Origin of the sequence: Campylobacter sp. VBCF_06 NA8, assembly GCF_027737825.1 — a bacterium.
Taxonomy (GTDB): Bacteria; Campylobacterota; Campylobacteria; order Campylobacterales; family Campylobacteraceae; genus Campylobacter_B.
This window is the reverse complement of sequence record NZ_JAOVUB010000001.1, coordinates 398,973-413,153: the sequence shown is the minus strand read 5'-3', so window position 1 is coordinate 413,153 and position 14,181 is coordinate 398,973. Positions and strand designations below refer to the sequence as shown.

The window sequence follows — 14,181 nt, the reverse complement described above, 5'->3', positions numbered from 1 at the left end:
GAAATTTTGCGTGCATTTTGTTTATTAAAACTACATAAATTTTAGCTATAATCCACGGATTAGATTTTTTAAAAGGGGCGATGATGAGCGAAACTCAATTTTCCAACTCCGTTACCTTGCGCGACAACCGCAATGGCGCGACATACGACTTCCCAATCCTTGATGGCACAATGGGTCCTAGCGTAATTGACATTTCGAATTTTTACAAAGACACTGGAATGTTTACCCTAGATAGGGGATATACCTCCACAGCCATGTGCAAAAGCTCGATTACATACATTGACGGCGAAAAGGGCGAGCTCATGCACCGCGGATACGATATCGCGTGGCTAGCGCAAAACAAACGCTACCTCGATGTCGTGTATCTACTGCTAAATAAAAAACTGCCTAGCAAGGACGAATACAACGCGTTTTTATACGAGCTAAAAACCAGATCTTTTATCAACGAAAAAATCCTAAAACTTTTCGACGCATTTCCAGATCGCGCCCACCCTATGGCGGTTTTGCAGGCATGTATCGCTACGCTTAGCGCGTATTACTCTAAGGATATGAGCTTTGACGATCCTAGCGAATACATGGAAATGGCAAAACGATTAGTAGCCAAAATGCCTACCCTTGCGGCGTTTTATTATCGCCACTCCAAAGGCTATCCTATCATTTATCCTGATTTGGCGCGCGGATTTACGGAAAATTTCTTGTATATGATGCGAAGCTTCCCACACTCGCATGTCGATCTCAAACCAATCGAAGTCAAAGCCCTAGATAGCGTGCTTATGCTCCATGCTGACCACGAGCAAAACGCCTCAACGACGACGGTGCGCACGGTGGGTTCTACTCATGCTCACCCTTATGCGTGCATAAGCGCAGGTATCGGCGCGCTATGGGGACACGCGCACGGCGGGGCGAACGAAAGCGTAATTCGCCAGCTAGAAATGATAGGCACACCAGAAAATGTCGATAAATACATCGCCAAAGCCAAGGACAAATCCGATCCGTTCCGCCTAATGGGCTTTGGACACCGCGTCTATAAAAACTACGATCCGCGTGCCAAGGTGCTAAAAGGTCTGCGAAATCAGCTCATCGAAGAGATCGGAATCGATACGAATTTAATCCGTGTGGCAAATAGATTAGAAGAAATCGTGCTAAATGACGAATATTTCGTATCTCGCAACCTCTATCCAAATGTCGATTTCAACTCAGGTCTAATCCTAAAAGCGCTCGGAATTCCGACAGAAATGTTTGCCGTAATCTTCGTAATGGGACGAAGTCCTGGCTGGATGGCGCAATGGATAGAGCTCAAAGAGCAAGAGAGTATCAAAATCGTCCGCCCTCGCCAACTCTACATTGGCCCAGAGCGCATAAACGAATAGCCCAAATTTAGGGCAAAATTTGGGTTAAATTTAAATGCAAAATTTAACCCAAAATTTTTGAAATAATTTAAAATTTATTAAAATTTTACGCTATAATCTTGTGTTTTTATGAAAGGGGTAAAAATGAAAAGAAAATTGTTTTTAATATCTTGCGCGGTATTTTGTTTGGGCTCTTTGTCTTACGGGGCACCAGAGCTCACGGTAGAAACCATGCCAGACGCGGCGAATTTGGATTTAGGCGCATATATGACTCCTGCTAATGCAAGCGAAACAAACGCTAATAGCGAGGTCGCAGCCGAGGCAAACGCGACTGCTGCCCAACCAAGTGCAGAGGCAAATGCTACTGATGCGGCTGAAACCACAGCTGATACGAACGCAACCGCAGCCGCTCCTGCGCCTAGCGTAAGCCCAGAAGTGGCAGAACAAGGCGCATTGCTGTATAAAACCTGCGTAGCTTGCCACGGCGCAAAAGGCGAGAAAGCCTACACAAAAGTCCCACCTATCGTAAATTTATCTAGCGAAGAGAGATTAGAGAAGCTCCACGCCCTAAAAGACGGCACCGCAAACGAGGGCAAGGGATACTATGGTATGGGCGCAGTGATGAGAGGCCAACTTCGCATAAGCGACGATCAAATCGGCGTTTTAAACGCATATATCGAATCGTTTAAAAACTAATTTAACTCAAAAATTTTGCTAAATTTGGCCTTTGGCTAAATTTAGCAATCCTAAATTTCTTCAAAATTTAAAATTCGGAGTATTTATGCAAATACGAAGCGCGAAAACCGCAGATTTAGACGCTATCAAAGCCATAGAGGACATTTCATTTCCACCAAATCAAAGGGTCAGCAAAGAGGCTTTTGGCGAGTTTTTAGCGAAATTCGCTGATGATATTTTCGTAGCCTGCGAAAATAATCAAATCATAGGCGAGATTGTGTCGCTATGCACAAACGAGCGAAATTTCGATGATGATATGTTTTTTGGCACTAAATTTTACGACAAAGACGGCGCGTGGCTAATGGGGCTAAGCCTTGGCGTGGTGCCAGAATTTAGGGGTCGTGAGATCGGCTCTGCGCTGATAGGCACCCTGCAAACACACGCCATAGCGCGCACAAAAAGCGGAATCGTGCTAACCTGCGAAGAGCGTTTGGTGAAATTTTACGAAAAATTTGGCTTTGTAAATGAGGGAATTTGCAAGTCAAAATTCGGCGATAAAAGCTGGTATCAAATGCGCTGGGAAATTTAAAAAGGGCTAAATTTAAGCAGAAATTTGAAAGAGAACATAAAATTTATCTAAATTTAACCCTAAATTTGCGCTAAATCGCGCGTTTTTTGCTTTTTATTAGCGCAATAATGCCAAAAAGTCCAAAAATAATGCCAATCACGCTAAGCAAACCTTGATATTTAGCGAAAGCAAGCTCATCGTATTTGCTAACGCCGAAATTCTCATCAATATCCACGCTAAATTCGCTTCTGTGCTCGCCGTGATCACTCTGCGCGCTTATTTCGACGCGGTATTTCCCGGGAGCGGGTGGCAAAAAGGCTAGTTTGCCGTTTTCGTCCGTCTGCGCGATTTGCATAGCAAGCGCACTTTCGCCCTGATAAATGCGAACTTTGGCGTGTTTGGCTGGGATAGAAGTAGCAAAATTTGCATTGATTATCACAGCCTCGCCGCGCGTGATATTGTAGCTAATACCGTGCGCAAACGCCAAAATAACGCAAAACAAAACGCTGATTAAAACTCTCATTTAAGCTCAAATGTGATTGAAGTTTGGATTAAGAGTTTATTAGCATTAGGGTCTGAATACTCGCTCCTAACGCTTTTAGCGGCGATGACATTTAGCCCTTTTTCGACTGGGATTAGCGCGATACCAAACTCGTTTGTGCTAAATTCCCAATCCTCATGCACGCCGACTTCAAATTTGGTTTTTGGCGATGGTTTGCCATTTTTGAGCACCAAAACAGGGAGTTTGTCGCCATCTTTTAGTGAAAATGGATTTGTAAGAGCGATGATTTCGAAATCAAGTCCTATTGGGCTTAGCATTGCTTCGTTCCACGAAAAGTAAGTTTTGCCGATTTTTAGGCTTCTTGAATTTGCAAAAACTGCGCCTTTAACGCTCTTTAATCCGCCTTTGACGAAGCTTCCGCCCTCATCGGTTTCTATCCAATACCCAGCGTCGTAAATTCCGCTCATCACAGCTGGTTTGCTTGCTGTTAGCACGACAGGCATGGCGTTTGCATCGTCAAATTTATAATCAATTCCTGTTTTGATAGGTTTTAAATTTTCATCGTAACCGTTAGCTGCGATTAACTGCTCGCTGGCATATTTTTCAAACTCGCCATGAGCCCAAAATTTGACCTCGTATTTGTTCGTGTCGATGTTTTGGATAACGATTTGGTGGGCATTTGCACACATGCAAAATGCAACGAATAAAAGTGCTTTTTTAAACATAAAATTCTCCTTGAATATTATTGAAAATGGATTAGTATTATAGCGACTAAATTTTAATATTAATTGAATTTTGGTGTTACTAATATAAATTTTTTCTTTCGTTGCAATATATACGAATTTTAAGCCCTTTTATGCTAGACTAGTAGGCTATTTCAAAGAAAAGGATATGTTATGTTTCACGAATACAGAGATTTAATCACTGAACTTAAAGGCAAAAATGCACGCTTTGATGCGTTGTTTGAAAAACACGATGATTTAGATCATCAAATCGCAGCCGCAGTCGAGGGCAGAGTGCATATGAGCGATTTAGAAGTCGATTCACTAAAAAGAGAGAAACTTCGCGTAAAAGATGAAATCGGTATGTTTTTGGCTAAGATTAAAGCTGAAAAAGAGGGCAAATAAAAAGGTTGCGCACTCCGCGCAACCATAAATTTAATATCAAAATTATAAAATTACAAAAATAATTTATCTTCCAAACTGTGTAAGCGTTGTAATCCGATATCGATGTATTCCATTAATTTTTCGTTATTTTTGACCAAATCGTCGTAGTAAGCTTTGGCTTTTTCCTTCGCTACGAAGTCAGGTTCGACATATTTTATGCCTGATTTAAACAAACCCTTTGTCTCGACAAAATATGTGCCCCAGATCTTATCACAATGCTCAATGCTAGATTCTGTAAAGCTCACGATCGAATCATACGCGACATTTCCAAGTAACTCTTGCAATTTATTAGCAGGATTTTTCAAAAACGAGTAAAAATCCTTAAACGGAGCAAATACCTGCTCTAAATTTTGCGCTGAGTCCTGATAAATCCCCTTTTTGACGCGAAACATCATCATTTCTTGCGAATTTACAAATCTCTCAACGGCTTTTATAGTATCCGCTTTATTCACTGGAAATTTCCTTTGGTTGAATTAATATAAATCGCTATTATAACACAAATTTATAAAATTTATGTTAAAATACCAGAACAAAAAGGAAAATATATACAAAAATAGGAGGTAAGTATGGAAAGACCTGTTCCCATAGATGAACAAATCGAGCTGGACTTCAGCAAAATCATCATCTCAAAGACGGATCCTCGCGGTATCATTACCTATGTCAATGATTATTTTTTGGAGGTTAGCGGATATAGCGAGGGCGAGCTCATCGGCAAACCACACTCTATCGTCAGACACCCAGATATGCCAAAAATCGCATTTAAGCTAATGTGGGATAGCATTTCTAAGGGCAGACCATTTACGGCTGCGGTGAAAAATCTAGCCAAAGACGGCAGGTATTACTGGGTCATAGCCAAACTCGATCAAGTCATCGACCCGCATACCAAAAAGGTCGTCGGACACACGGCTATATCGGAGCATACGGCATTCCGCACGCCAGCACCAGCCGAGATAATCCAGCAAATCGAGCCGATTTACAAAAAACTAGTCGAGATCGAAAATAGCTCTGGTATAAAGGCTAGCTATGAGTATTTGGAGGGGTTTTTGCACGCCAACAATACGACTTATGACGAATTTATCGACGGGCTTGTTACAAAAAAGGGATTTTTAGACAAACTCCAAGCCAAATTTGGCAAAATTTTTGGAAGATAAATTTAGGTAGAATTTAGCGTTTGGCGAAATTTTGTAAATTTAAATTGCCAGACGCTAAATTTGTAATTTTTTAAAGTTTTTATTTTGTAGCATTTCACACGCTTCTTCGTTTAATTTATAAAATTCATCGCGAGAATATAAATTCGAAAAATATTTCTCATACATTTTTTCTACATTGCAAATTTCGGGGCGAGTGTCGTAAATATCGCACTCGTGGCCACGCAGATATTTACAAACGCCATCGCCTCTGTCAAATTCGCTAAGCTGGGGAATATTTGCGATATGCCTGCAACACTCCCCGCATTTCGTGCAATCAAAGCCCATTTTATCTTTGATTTTCTAGTTCGCTGGTTTTGCTAGCCATTTCAGACACGACTTTTTCGGATTCTGGCGTTAATTCGCCTTTTTCGTTTAAAAGTGGAGTATCAAGCACGGCTTTCATAGCCCTTAATACCGCGCTACTCTGGAAGAGAACTTTACGCTCATTGGTATCAAATTTCTCAGAGTCTGCCTTGCCAGTGCTTGGGTCTTTGTATTTTTGGGCTATGGCAAACAACTCCTCGTTTATCGGCATAGCTAGCGCGCCTAGTCTCACAAGAAGCCTATAAAACATATCCGCCCGTCTTCTTATGCCGTCGCACGCCACACTCGCAGTTTTTAGCTCCTGCGCATATTTTTCGGCTTTTGATAAATTTGCATAGGCTTCATCTTTTAGAGCACTTGCTTTTTCACTAGCTATAAATCCAATCACCGCTAGTGCTGGACCAGCTACCAAACCACCAAGTACAGCAGTTCCACCAGCTACTCCTAAGCCACCAGCCGCCAAGCTTCCGCCACCTAAAAATGCCAAAGTAGCGTTTGTAGCAGCTGCGCCATGTAAAACGCCAATCGCCGTTCCCGTGCTAGCACTAGCTAACAAACCAGTAGCTCCATACGCGCCAAAAGCTGTCAAGGCCCCACCCATAGCACCTGCACCAACTCCGCCTAGTATAGATGAAGCAAAACTACTCATCTCTTTTAAACCATCAAATTCGCCTTTATCTATCTTGAATTTGCTTAACTCTTCAAGTCCTACACTATCTTTAACTTTGATTTTTTCAATCGTATCGACTAAATTTTTTATCTCGTTATTTAAGATAAAAAGTTTTTTCTCGCCCAAATTTTCAAGCGCTTTTCCACTTGCTTTTCTATGAGCTTCGATAAGCTTTTTCGCATCTTCGATAGTTTCGTTTGCTATATCATTTACTTTATTGGCATCTTCGTTATCTTCATAAGCGTCATAGCCTTTTTTAACACCATAAGCAGCACTTCCTAATGCTGCTGCTCCTAATAAAATGGGTATAAATGGTAATGGCATATTTTTTCCTTTATTTTAATGTAGATGAGAGTGAAATTATCTCCGATATGCTATTTTCTAACACAGCTTGATTTTTGTTTAACTCGCTTTCAAAAACTTTCATTTTATCGGAACTCATTTTTGAATTTTTCAAAAATTCCTTTTGCTTTACGATCGCACTCATAGCCTCGGCTGTATCTTCTAGCTCCCTAGCAAAAACTTTATCGATTTTGGCAATTTCGCAATAAATATCGACTAAACCTTGCTCGTATTCAGAATAATCTTTATCGATAAAGCCCATATTTATCAGCGTCCAGAGAAACTGCATATTGCTTTTTTTGTAATCTGCATCTATGCTTTTTTTTGCATACTTTTCAAAAATATCTTCATAATATTTATCATCTGATGATAGAAGTTCTTCGAATATCTCCTCAACCTCATCTATTTCATCAGAATTTAAACCGTATTCTTCGGCAATTTCTGAAAAAAGATTAACTTCTTCATCTTTTACACCATCGATATCCATTGCTAATCGCAATAAAACCATTTTTGGAACTTTGTTATCACTCATAGATGTAGCATATAGAGAATTTAATTTTTGCTCCGCATGCGATAATTTTTTCAAAGAATTATTCATTTCTTTGATTATTTCGTCTAAATCTTCCATATTTTTCCTTTCATTTTAGATTTCAATAATTCCGCCTGAATTAATCAGGTCATTAAATTCATCAAAATTTTTAAATTGCACTTCACCTCCTAATTTTTGTGTAATACGATTAGCATTTTTTATAAAGCCGTCAGTATCGCCTAGCTTATACATATCGTCCATATTTTTTAACGCTACGCTAAATTCGGCTATATGGTCGCTCAAATACTCATTGATATTAACTTGAAGCTCGGCGCGATAAGCCTTTATCATCTCTATGGCTTTGACACACTCCTTTTCTATGCGTTCTCGTTCAGCCTTGGCAAATTTAGCCGCTTTCATCGAATTTACTAATTCACCATAAAAAGCCGTGCTAAGTGCATATCCCAGCATAGAACCAGCCATAGCACCGACTACTGGGATAGGAATAGCCATTTGTCCAAGAGTTGCAAACATAGCACTAGATAGCATACCAGTGCCTTTTTCGCCGAGTTGCTCCAAACACTCCAAGCCGTCGATTTCGCCATTTATGTATTTATACATAGTAACCGAAACTTCTTTTGTGACAGCCACGATAGTGCCAGCGATATTTGTTTTTGCAAGTGCTCGCACGGTAGAACTACTAGCATTTTGCATCGCACCTTTTATAGATGAACCAACAAAAGCCGTAGTGTATGCGACCACTGCACCCTTTCCTGCATTTCCTGCGACACTTATTGCCACTTCTTTGGCGCTTTTTTCGCCTTTATTAACGGCTACTATATTTTGAATAAGCGAGAAGCCACCGCCTATGATTGCTCCAAATTTAGCTTGTTCTACCCCTGCTCTATGCGAAATTTTGGCTATATCCTTAGCAGTAGATTTGATAGGATTTAAACGAGCTTCCATAGCTTCTGCATTTGTTACTTCACTATCTTTTAAATTTGACTTTATTTTTTCGTATTTTTGAATTTGTTGTGTTTTATCTTTGATTAATTGTTCTTTTTTGCTTATTAATTCTGTATTGCCAGTTTGTTTTGCTTTTTCAAGGTCTTGCTTGGCTCTTTCAAGTTGTTTTTCAAATCCAGCTATTGATTTATCAGCTTCTTGCAAAATTTCTTCATAAAAATCGCTAGGCACAGTTATTTTTGCATTTGCGTCCAAATATTTTTCGTATTTACTAGAAGCAAGTTTTTCAAGTGCTTCTTTTGGAGATGAACCCACGAATTTCATCTGCTCTGCACTAATAATATTGCCGTGTTCATCTTTTACAATGTGGTCAAATAACTCGTTATAACTACCGCTACCCTTTATATCGGTATTATGAACACGAGTTTTGTCTCCTTTTATAATGTGTTCGGCATTTTGTCGTGCCGCATATTTATTTTCGGCGGCAAAACCTGCTTGTTGTTTAAGGTTTTGGTCTTTGAATTCTGGATTGATTTTATGATTTTTAATATCCTTTAATCCTTTTTTTAGCTGTTCACCAGTTTCGTTATCCGTGCCAGAATATGCAACAAAATGCTCTTTTATTGCCGAACCATAACGCCCAACAACTTCCGTAGCTGCACCTGATTGAGCGACACTTTCGAGCGTTTCCAGTTTTTCTTTTTTCTTTTTTTCTTTTTCGTTACTCATTTTTTCTTCTTTATAAAATTTACTTTCTCATATCTTTCATCAGCAATACTTGCAACAATCGCTGTGATTTTATAGCTTTCATCGCTAGCACTACACCACAACCAACACCCAAAATAAACCTAAACATTTTCAGTTCTTTCTGCATCGATGATTTCCTTTAACTCATCAATTAATTTTAAAATTTTTTCGTTTTCTTGCTCTATTTTGCTCGTATCTATACCGTGAAAAATCATCTCGTATTTCTTGATTTCATTATTTGAAAACACGGCAACAGGTGCGGTATTTGGCTTACCGCCCATAGCAAGAGCGTATATTTCACCTCCTTTATTGCAATATCTCACTTCGACTTCATAATCATTTTTTATAGTATCCAAGACGCTCTTTTTATATTTTTTAATCTCGTCATAAAATATTTCATTACAAAAAAGCTCTTTTGTCTCAAATTTATTATCATCTTTGCCCGCAGTAGCACCAACATCGCCACACAACAATCTAAATAATAATCGCACCATTGTCTATCCTTGATTTCATTTGTTTTATAATCTCGTTTGCTTCTTCTATTTTTTTAAAAATTTCACTCTCTTTTTCTTTTATACTTGCTAGCTTTTTATTATTAAAATCAAGCCTTGCTTCAAGGTAATTTATATAGCTTTTTATGACTTCTTTTAATTTTGCATTAGAATTTTCATCTTGCAAATTTTTTAACTCTTCAATTATTTGCTTTTTTCATCATTATTCATTTTTCATCCTTTCGTAAAAAATTTATGGTATTTTACGAAACTCTTGCGACAAGGTTTGTCGTCTCTCATAAATTTCCGCCATTTTTTAAATAATCTTGCAAAATTTTTTCAAATTTACTTTGCAAACTCGCTGGTTCGATGATTTTGATATACGGCAGATAGAGTTTTGCGAAATTTAAAATTTCATCTTCAAACGCCGCAGTTACGGCAAGCGTGGCGAATTTGTCGTTTTTATCAATAAAATTTTGCGAAATGAAAAATTTTTTGCGCCCAAGGTATGCAAGCGCAGTATTATCCACGCGCAGTCTCGCACTCACGGGGCTTTGCGAAAACCAATGGTTTTTATTTTCTTTGATTTGGGCTAGTTTTTTGATTTCTGACGAAAAGGTTTGCTCCAAAACATCTAAATTTGAAATTTTCTCAAATGTAAATGTCTTTAAAACGCCCATTTCATCGCATAGCACATACCACACCCCAAGGCGGAAAATAAAGGCATAAGGCTTTGCGGTGCGCTCCTTGCCAGAGTAAGTGAAATTTAAAATATTGTGATTTTTGATAGCGTAGCAAATCTCCTCAAAATCCCTTTTGAGCGTGGAATTTGGGGCAAATTTGTCAAATTTGGCGTCGATTTTATAAACGCCGTTTAGCAGGTCTGTGATTTCCTCGCTTCCAAAGCTAGGGAAAATCTCGCTAACGCCTAAATTTCGCGCTAGACTAAGCGAGCAGGTATCTAGAACCCCCCCCCCAACGCAGTTTGCGCGGATTTCGCCACCACTCTTTGCAAACTCAAATCCGTGATTTTGTAGCGCCTTTATATCGCGTTTGAGCGTATCTGCGCCCACGCCTAGCTCCTTGCTAAGCTCGCCAAGAGTGAAGCTTTGCGCGCTAAGTGCCAAGGTGCAAAATTTCGCCATGCGATAAGCGATATTATCACGGGTTTTGCCTGAGTTTTTTGCGTAAATTTCTAAATTTTTTATCATATTGCTTTCTTTTGGGGTTATAATAAAATCGTTATTATAACCCCCACATTAAATTTGACTAAATTTATAACGATGCGTAACGCACCATGAGGCAAGTGTCGAGTTTGGCGAGCTTTTCGAGGACTGATTTTTGCACCTGAGAATCGACTAAGATCACGGCTAGTGCATTACCGTCCTCGCCTCTGCCTAGGCGGAAGTCAGCGATATTGATATTCTCGTCGGCTAAAATCGTGCTTATGTTTTTGATGACACCTGGGACATCGGTGTTTTTGAAGATTATCATCTTGCCTTTTGGCTTGAAGTCAGTTTTAAATCCATTGACATTGACTATGCGACCCTCTTTGCCGTCAAAAACCGTGCCCACGACGCTCGAAGTATCCTTGTCTGTGATAATCGTAACACTAATCTCATTTTTGTAGATACTACCCACGCACTCTTTATATTCGGTCTCGATACCCTTCTCATCGGCTAGGAATTTGGCATTGACATAATTTAGCGAATCGCCCAAACTATCGTGTAGTGCGCCCACGATAGCGAAAACTAGCATTGAATTTAGGTATTGTGAAATCTCACCACTACCCTCGATTTTGATAGATTTTATCGGGCCTTTGTTGATTTGGGCGGCTAGATAAGCCATTTTTGATATCAAATCCACATACGCTTCGATTGAGGCTGGTAAATCCTCGGATTTGATAGGCAAATTTAGCGCATTTGGGTAGCTGATACCGCGTGCTGCGCTGATAGCTTGCTCTGCGGCCTCGACTGCGATATTTCTTTGTGATTCCAAAGTATTCGCGCCAAGGTGCGGAGTGGCGGTTAAATTTTCGATATCTAAAAAGTCATGCGAAGTGGCTGGTTCTTTGTCGAAAACATCTATGCCTAGATATGCGATTTTGCCTGATTTTAGGTTTTTTACTAGGGCTGCTTCGTTATATAATCCACCGCGCGCGCAGTTTATGAGGCGCACGCCGTCTTTCATCTTCGCAATTTGTGGCTCGTCGATCATATTGATAGTTTCGCGGTTTTTTGGCGTGTGGATTGTGATGAAATCGCACGCTAGGATATCATCGAAATTCGTAGTGTATTTCACGCCTAGTTTTGTGGCCTTTTCTGGATCGATATATGGATCATAGGCTATGACGCTCATACCAAAGCCAAGTGCGCGCACACCCACGCGAGAGCCGATATTTCCGAAGCCGATAATGCCTAGGCTTTTTTTGTATAGCTCAGTGCCATACCATTTTTCGCGTTTCCAAATGCGATTGATTTTCAAATCATTGCACGAATTTACATATTTGCGGGCGGCATTTAGCAGGTGGCACATAGTCATCTCCACAGCGGCGATTGTGTTTGCAGTAGGGACATTCATAAGGATAATTCCACGCTTAGAGCAGCCGTCGATATCGCAGTTATCCACGCCCACGCCTGCGCGCACGATAGCTTTGAGATTAGTTCCTGAATTTAAGAATTTCTCATCTACCGCAGTCGAGCTTCTAGTGATTGCTACATCTGCATCGCCAAGCATGCCGTAAAGCTCATCTTTTGGGACATCGGTAGCGTCGATTACATGGATATCTGATTCTTTTGAGAGAAGTTCAAAACCTATATTGTGGATTGCGTCGCAAACTATTACAGTTTTCATAAATTTCTCCTATTTTGTATGTGGAGTTGCAAGGCAAAACTGCCTTGCAAGCGGGGTTATTTTAGTTGATCTTTAATAAGATCTCCCAAAGTCATTTTTTCGTCATCGCTATTTACTTCGTTTAAAAGCTCGCGCTCTTTTTGGTGAGCTAGTCTGCGAACACTTAGGCGAATACGATTTTTCTTTTCGTCGATAAATGCGATCGCTGCTTCGATTTCATCGCCGATTTTGATCTCATCTGCGCTCTTATCGCCCAAATCCTCTTTGCGAAGTAGCGCATCTACGCCACCTTCTAACTCTACGAAGATTCCGAAATCTTTGATATCGCGAATTTTACCTTTTACGACATCGCCTTGTTTGTGAGATTTCGCATAATCGCTAATCGGGCTATCGCCTAGCTCTTTGCGATTTAGTGAAATTTTTTGTGTGTCGTTGTCGATTTTGATAATTTTGACTTCTAGTTCATCGCCGATTTTGAATAAATTTTTGCATTTTTCGTTTCTATCCCAAGAAGCGTCTTCATTATGCAAAAGACCCTCTACGCCGTCGATTCTAACAAATGCGCCGAAATTTGTGATTGTTGTGATTGCACCTTTTACCACATCGCCGACTTTGTATTTTGCCAAAAATTCATCAAATGGTTTTGGAAGCAAGTTTTTAAGGCTTACTCTTAGTCTTCTTTCATCTGGGTTGATTTCTACGACTTCTACATCGATTTCTTCGCCCTCGCTGATGAAGTCTTTTGGATTTTTGATATTTTTATCCCATGAAATTTCGCTAATGTGCAAAAATCCCTCGATATCGTTGCCTAAATCAACAAATGCGCCATAAGGCTCGATATTGCTGATTTTTACGCGGATTGTGTCGCCGACTTCTAGGCTGTCTTTAATCTCGTTCCAAGGATCAGGCATTGCAGCTTTGATTGAAAGAGATAGGTGTTTTTTGTCGCTATCGTATTTGACGACTTTAACTGGGACTTTGTCGCCGTCTTTGTAAAGTGAGCTAGGATTTACAGGGCCTTTATATGAAATTTCGCTGTAATGCACTAGACCATCTACGCCACCTACATCGACAAACATACCATAAGTTGTGATTTTTTTGACTGTGCCTTCGATGACACCCTCAGTAGCTACGATTTTTTCGATGATTTCTTTGCTAGCTTTGCGGTCCTCATCAAGCAATTTTTTGCGTGAAACCACGATACTTAGCTCATCTTCATTTACTTTTAGAACTTTTACTTTAAAAGTCTTGCCGATAGCGCCATTTGGGTTTTTAAGCGCACTTTGAGAGCGTGGCATAAAAAACTCGACATCATCTTCGCTAACGCAAACATAACCGCCTTTGTTAAAAGAGACGATTTTGACATCATATACATTTTCTGCATTTTCATCGTAAGAATCGATAAATGCTTTAACTTTTTCTTTTTTTATAGCTTTTCTATATGATACGACCGGGCGACCACCTCTACTTCCGATTATCGCGACTTTAATGTCATCACCTACTTTTACACACAAGTTTCCTTGGGCGTCGCTCACTTCGGATACATCCAAAACTCCTTCTAGCTTTCTACCCACATCTACGAAAATCTCGTTGTCTTTAACAGCGATAACCTTACCTGTGACTACCTCATCGTGTGATTTTTGGTTGTCATACTCTTCTAACAATTTCGCAAAATCTTCATCTGCGTGATTTTGAACTTTCTCGTTCACCTCGGCCATAAAGCTTCCTTTAAATTTATTTACATTTTTAACAAAAATGCTAAAAACTAAATCTTACCTAAATTTTGCTTTTAATCAACTAAATTTTTTT

17 protein-coding genes are annotated in these 14,181 nt (G+C 39.8%); 5 read left to right on the top strand and 12 right to left on the bottom strand.

What is annotated here, in order from left to right:
* Positions 1 to 83: 83 nt before the first annotated feature.
* From OFO10_RS02325 to OFO10_RS02315, 3 genes are all read left to right on the top strand, one after another.
* Positions 84 to 1,370: a citrate synthase gene (locus tag OFO10_RS02325; protein ID WP_270858317.1), complete on the top strand. Its 1,287-nt coding sequence runs from the start codon at positions 84 to 86 to the stop codon at positions 1,368 to 1,370.
* A gap of 123 nt (positions 1,371 to 1,493) precedes the next feature.
* Entirely contained in the window at positions 1,494 to 2,045 is a 552-nt protein-coding gene (locus OFO10_RS02320; RefSeq protein WP_270865930.1) for a c-type cytochrome, read from the top strand.
* Positions 2,046 to 2,130: 85 nt separating this feature from the next.
* Positions 2,131 to 2,613, top strand: coding sequence for a GNAT family N-acetyltransferase (locus OFO10_RS02315; protein WP_270865929.1), 483 nt, complete (start codon positions 2,131 to 2,133; stop codon positions 2,611 to 2,613).
* Positions 2,614 to 2,683: 70 nt separating this feature from the next.
* Here OFO10_RS02315 and OFO10_RS02310 read toward each other — a convergent pair whose 3' ends face one another.
* Positions 2,684 to 3,115, bottom strand: coding sequence for a hypothetical protein (locus OFO10_RS02310; RefSeq protein WP_270865928.1), 432 nt, complete (start codon positions 3,113 to 3,115; stop codon positions 2,684 to 2,686).
* Positions 3,112 to 3,819, bottom strand: a complete 708-nt coding sequence (locus OFO10_RS02305; protein ID WP_270865927.1) for a DUF4198 domain-containing protein — start codon at positions 3,817 to 3,819, stop codon at positions 3,112 to 3,114. The genes OFO10_RS02310 and OFO10_RS02305 overlap by 4 nt, the downstream gene beginning before the upstream one ends.
* Positions 3,820 to 3,990: 171 nt before the next feature.
* Here OFO10_RS02305 and OFO10_RS02300 point away from each other — a divergent pair, with 171 nt between their 5' ends.
* Complete coding sequence (locus tag OFO10_RS02300) at positions 3,991 to 4,221, top strand: YdcH family protein (RefSeq protein WP_270858312.1); 231 nt, start codon at positions 3,991 to 3,993, stop codon at positions 4,219 to 4,221.
* A gap of 50 nt (positions 4,222 to 4,271) precedes the next feature.
* Here the strand turns inward: OFO10_RS02300 and OFO10_RS02295 are convergent, their stop codons facing one another.
* Complete coding sequence (locus OFO10_RS02295) at positions 4,272 to 4,712, bottom strand: hypothetical protein (RefSeq protein WP_270858311.1); 441 nt, start codon at positions 4,710 to 4,712, stop codon at positions 4,272 to 4,274.
* Between the two features lie 114 nt (positions 4,713 to 4,826).
* Between OFO10_RS02295 and OFO10_RS02290 the strand changes: the two genes are divergently transcribed.
* The gene (locus OFO10_RS02290) at positions 4,827 to 5,411 is read left to right on the top strand and encodes a PAS domain-containing protein (RefSeq protein ID WP_270865926.1); all 585 of its coding nucleotides are present in this window, start codon (positions 4,827 to 4,829) and stop codon (positions 5,409 to 5,411) included.
* 54 nt (positions 5,412 to 5,465) lie between these two features.
* Here OFO10_RS02290 and OFO10_RS02285 read toward each other — a convergent pair whose 3' ends face one another.
* The 9 genes from OFO10_RS02285 to OFO10_RS02245 form a co-directional block, all read right to left on the bottom strand.
* On the bottom strand, positions 5,466 to 5,735 hold the full coding sequence (locus tag OFO10_RS02285; protein ID WP_270865925.1) for a YkgJ family cysteine cluster protein: 270 nt from the start codon (positions 5,733 to 5,735) through the stop codon (positions 5,466 to 5,468).
* Between the two features lies 1 nt (position 5,736).
* The gene (locus OFO10_RS02280; protein ID WP_270865924.1) at positions 5,737 to 6,768 is read right to left on the bottom strand and encodes a hypothetical protein; all 1,032 of its coding nucleotides are present in this window, start codon (positions 6,766 to 6,768) and stop codon (positions 5,737 to 5,739) included.
* Between the two features lie 10 nt (positions 6,769 to 6,778).
* Positions 6,779 to 7,414, bottom strand: coding sequence for a hypothetical protein (locus OFO10_RS02275; protein WP_270865923.1), 636 nt, complete (start codon positions 7,412 to 7,414; stop codon positions 6,779 to 6,781).
* 15 nt (positions 7,415 to 7,429) lie between these two features.
* A complete protein-coding gene (locus OFO10_RS02270; RefSeq protein ID WP_270865922.1) occupies positions 7,430 to 9,010 on the bottom strand; it encodes a hypothetical protein in 1,581 nt (526 codons plus the stop codon).
* A 119-nt stretch (positions 9,011 to 9,129) separates the two neighbouring features.
* The gene (locus OFO10_RS02265) at positions 9,130 to 9,522 is read right to left on the bottom strand and encodes a hypothetical protein (RefSeq protein WP_270865921.1); all 393 of its coding nucleotides are present in this window, start codon (positions 9,520 to 9,522) and stop codon (positions 9,130 to 9,132) included.
* Positions 9,503 to 9,706: a hypothetical protein gene (locus OFO10_RS02260; protein ID WP_270865920.1), complete on the bottom strand. Its 204-nt coding sequence runs from the start codon at positions 9,704 to 9,706 to the stop codon at positions 9,503 to 9,505. The genes OFO10_RS02265 and OFO10_RS02260 overlap by 20 nt, the downstream gene beginning before the upstream one ends.
* Positions 9,707 to 9,815: 109 nt before the next feature.
* Positions 9,816 to 10,730, bottom strand: a complete 915-nt coding sequence (locus OFO10_RS02255; RefSeq protein ID WP_270865919.1) for a helix-turn-helix transcriptional regulator — start codon at positions 10,728 to 10,730, stop codon at positions 9,816 to 9,818.
* 64 nt (positions 10,731 to 10,794) lie between these two features.
* Positions 10,795 to 12,372, bottom strand: coding sequence for a phosphoglycerate dehydrogenase (gene serA, locus OFO10_RS02250; protein ID WP_270865918.1), 1,578 nt, complete (start codon positions 12,370 to 12,372; stop codon positions 10,795 to 10,797).
* A 56-nt stretch (positions 12,373 to 12,428) separates the two neighbouring features.
* On the bottom strand, positions 12,429 to 14,090 hold the full coding sequence (locus OFO10_RS02245) for a 30S ribosomal protein S1 (RefSeq protein ID WP_270858329.1): 1,662 nt from the start codon (positions 14,088 to 14,090) through the stop codon (positions 12,429 to 12,431).
* Positions 14,091 to 14,181: the final 91 nt, after the last annotated feature.

Bases quoted from the DNA above. Each gene is read 5' to 3' on its own strand.
- OFO10_RS02285 (WP_270865925.1), bottom strand. From the start codon at position 5,735: ATGGGCTTTGATTGCACGAAATGCGGGGAGTGTTGCAGGCATATCGCA.
- OFO10_RS02270 (WP_270865922.1), bottom strand. From the start codon at position 9,010: ATGAGTAACGAAAAAGAAAAAAAGAAAAAAGAAAAACTGGAAACGCTC.
- OFO10_RS02255 (WP_270865919.1), bottom strand. From the start codon at position 10,730: ATGATAAAAAATTTAGAAATTTACGCAAAAAACTCAGGCAAAACCCGT.
- OFO10_RS02320 (WP_270865930.1), top strand. From the start codon at position 1,494: ATGAAAAGAAAATTGTTTTTAATATCTTGCGCGGTATTTTGTTTGGGC.
- OFO10_RS02245 (WP_270858329.1), bottom strand. From the start codon at position 14,090: ATGGCCGAGGTGAACGAGAAAGTTCAAAATCACGCAGATGAAGATTTT.
- OFO10_RS02275 (WP_270865923.1), bottom strand. From the start codon at position 7,414: ATGGAAGATTTAGACGAAATAATCAAAGAAATGAATAATTCTTTGAAA.
- OFO10_RS02315 (WP_270865929.1), top strand. From the start codon at position 2,131: ATGCAAATACGAAGCGCGAAAACCGCAGATTTAGACGCTATCAAAGCC.
- OFO10_RS02265 (WP_270865921.1), bottom strand. From the start codon at position 9,522: ATGGTGCGATTATTATTTAGATTGTTGTGTGGCGATGTTGGTGCTACT.
- OFO10_RS02325 (WP_270858317.1), top strand. From the start codon at position 84: ATGAGCGAAACTCAATTTTCCAACTCCGTTACCTTGCGCGACAACCGC.
- OFO10_RS02290 (WP_270865926.1), top strand. From the start codon at position 4,827: ATGGAAAGACCTGTTCCCATAGATGAACAAATCGAGCTGGACTTCAGC.
- OFO10_RS02300 (WP_270858312.1), top strand. From the start codon at position 3,991: ATGTTTCACGAATACAGAGATTTAATCACTGAACTTAAAGGCAAAAAT.
- OFO10_RS02305 (WP_270865927.1), bottom strand. From the start codon at position 3,819: ATGTTTAAAAAAGCACTTTTATTCGTTGCATTTTGCATGTGTGCAAAT.
- OFO10_RS02280 (WP_270865924.1), bottom strand. From the start codon at position 6,768: ATGCCATTACCATTTATACCCATTTTATTAGGAGCAGCAGCATTAGGA.
- serA (WP_270865918.1), bottom strand. From the start codon at position 12,372: ATGAAAACTGTAATAGTTTGCGACGCAATCCACAATATAGGTTTTGAA.
- OFO10_RS02310 (WP_270865928.1), bottom strand. From the start codon at position 3,115: ATGAGAGTTTTAATCAGCGTTTTGTTTTGCGTTATTTTGGCGTTTGCG.